We start from the raw sequence: 2736 nt of genomic DNA, 5'->3' as shown, positions 1-2736 counted from the left end.
GCCGTGACGTATTGGCGATCCATTCCGTCTTGAATCAGCACGAGGCGATCGTGGAAGATAAACGGTGAACTGCCGGGACCGACCCCGTGTTCTAGCGGCAGCGTGCGACTCCATACGATCTGGCGGTTCGTTCGATCGACGCAAAACGTTCCAAAGGTTCCAAAGTGGCAATAGATATGTTCACCATCAATCACCGGCGTCGGCGAGGCGTAGCTGTTGAGCGAATGAATCGGATCGGGAGCCTCGATTTCCGCGAGGTCAATCGTGTGATGAAGTTTGCCGGACGCGAAATCGACCGCCAGCAGTTTCAGTGAGATCGACTTGGCGATTGCAACCTGATTGAACTTCTTTGCCTCAATGTCTTTTTGCTTGAGTAACGCGATTCGTTCATCCTCGCTGGGGATGTTCTCGATTGCGGTGGTCAACCAAATCGTGCCATCGGCGATCACAGGGGACGACCACGCTTTTCCAGGAAGCTCTGTCTTCCAGGTCACGTTTTCGGTTTCACCAAAGTGCAGCGGAATCGATTGGCCGCTGACGATGCCGTCCCCCGACGCACCCCGGAATTGCGGCCAAGGTGAATCGGCAAATGCAGTGGTCAGATGTGTCGATGTGATCAAGGCGATGGCAAGCATGCCATGCGAGGCGGGAAAGCGGAGCGTCATGGGTGAGGTCTGCTCGAATGGGAGGGATGTGGAATAGGCTTCCAGCCTGTCACGGCAGGCATGGTCTTTCCGTAGCGAAAAAACGCCAAAGTTCTCGGGTGGGGGCTTGGGACAGACGGGAAGTAGATCCCACATGATTGTAATAGGAATCGCGGGGGAGATGCAGCTGGCTTAGGCACGAAGCCCTTGAGCGCGTCGCCAGGCCGACAATTGCTTTTCGCGGCCCACTCGCTCGGTGATCGCATCCCACTGCTTGGCCACCCGATCCAGGGCCGGTTTTGCCTTGATTTTCCCGTCAATCGCCTCAAGAATCGCCGAATCGAGCACGCTGTAATATTCACCCGCGTCGAAAAGCTGAAGCGGCGGCAGCGTCACAGGTGTCCGCAGTCGCTGAGTCAGCCAGGTTTCATAGGCACTTTGGCGACGTGGTTCGGCCGCGATTTCGGACTGCACCATCGCTCGGGTCGTTGTCACGCTCGAAATTTGTCGGCGGATCGCCTCGCTGCCGTCGCCGCCAGTGATCCAATCCATCAGCCGTTTCGAAACGGCACTTTGTCGGCACATCGCCGAAAGCGAGATGACAGGCGAATATGGGTCTAGGAGCAGGCGGTTTCCGTCGTCGGTGCCCGGCAAATTGCTGACGCCGACCTCGGCTTCGTCGGCTGAATTGTTTTTTGCGAAACCGATTCCCCCCATCAACTCCCCACTTTGAATCGAGCCCCAAATTTCCGCAGGGGTTTGACGCTGCTCAGGGTAATGGGCCGCGGTTTTGATCATCTGTTGAAGTGTATCGACATAAGCTTCCTCGTTGAGTGTGGGCTTAAAATCATTGCGACTGAACAACCATCCTCGGGAAATGCTCGAGGCGGCTCGCCACAAGAACATCGATGCTGCCCATCCCTCGGCGAGCGGTTCATTCGCTTTGCCACCGAGGTCTTTGCTAACCCAACGATCGTAGTCGTCCCACGACGCCAGCGGCGGGACTTCCGCGGTGCTCAGCAGTGCCGGTTGGTTCGCTCCCAGCGGCATGCCAATGAATTCGTCGGCGTAACGCGCCGCCCCGTTGCGAACTGCCGAGTAGAGTTCACCGGTCTCAGTCTGCATCGCTTCGAATTGGTCTTCGCTGATCGGCACGATGGCTTCGGCGTGGACCAGTTCCGGGACGGCCAGCAATGGGTAGATGACCAGATCGCTTTTGCCCGTTTCCGCGATCAGCCGGTCCATCGACTGGCGTTCCGCGTCGCCTCGAGCCAGCGAAATGGGGGTGATTGCCAGAGATTGTTCGTCGATCGAGGACCAGGACCGCGAGACGATGTCGGCCTCTTCGGACGTCCCAACCATCGCGATGCGGATCGGAACGTCGCTGCGGGACGTGGTTGGCTGAGGTTCGGCCTCGGGAGGTGGCGTGCAGCCAGAGAATGTCAGCGCGGCACCGGTTGCCGTGGCAAGTAGCTGGCGTCGATTCAGTTGGATCGCATGTCGAGATTCAGCCACGGTGTTTACTTTGCAGGGAGATCGGGGGAACAAATGGGACAAGGAGAAACCGCGAAAGAACGGTGGGATTCGGTCGAGGTCTGCCGTATGGCTAACGCCGTATACGCATTATAGTGGGCTGCTGTTCGAGACCGTTTTTGATACTTTTCTTTGGAATCCTCATGAGCCACTATCTTGGAATCGACATTGGAACCAGCGGCACCAAAACGCTGCTAATTCAAGCCGATGGGAAAATTGTTGCCGAAGCTACCGCGGAATATCCACTCGCGCAGCCTCGCCCCGGTTGGACCGAACAAGATCCCGAGCTGTGGTGGAACGCGACCGTCAAAACGGTCAATGAGGTGATGGCGTCTAGCAAAGTGAAGCCAGCCGACGTCAAGGCAATTGGGCTGAGTGGACAAATGCACGGCTCGGTCTTTGTTGACAAGCAAGGCAACGTGATCCGTCCCGCATTGTTGTGGAACGACCAGCGAACGGCGGCCGAGTGCGATGAAATCACGTCGGCGGCCGGCGGACGCAAGGCGCTCATTAAAATGGTCGCCAACCCAGCGTTGACCGGTTTCCAGGCCCCCAAGAT

General features: G+C 57.5%; 3 protein-coding genes. 1 reads left to right on the top strand and 2 read right to left on the bottom strand.

The features are described 5' to 3' along the window. Both ABX962_RS34220 and ABX962_RS34215 read right to left on the bottom strand, forming a co-directional pair. Window positions 1-665 (bottom strand): PQQ-binding-like beta-propeller repeat protein (locus ABX962_RS34220; RefSeq protein WP_372726147.1); only part of this gene is annotated, 665 nt, incomplete at its 3' end. A 171-nt stretch (window positions 666-836) separates the two neighbouring features. Further along, entirely contained in the window at window positions 837-2159 is a 1323-nt protein-coding gene (locus ABX962_RS34215; RefSeq protein WP_372726146.1) for a hypothetical protein, read from the bottom strand. Window positions 2160-2320: 161 nt separating this feature from the next. On the opposite strand from ABX962_RS34215, the gene ABX962_RS34210 reads away from it, so the two are divergent. Next, on the top strand, window positions 2321-2736 hold a 416-nt coding region (locus tag ABX962_RS34210), incomplete at its 3' end, for an FGGY family carbohydrate kinase (RefSeq protein WP_372726145.1).

It is taken from the genome of Novipirellula sp., from assembly GCF_041583735.1.
Taxonomy (GTDB): Bacteria; Planctomycetota; Planctomycetia; order Pirellulales; family Pirellulaceae; genus Novipirellula.
The sequence above is the reverse complement of the archived record's forward strand: the minus strand, read 5'-3'. Positions and strand labels throughout refer to the sequence as shown.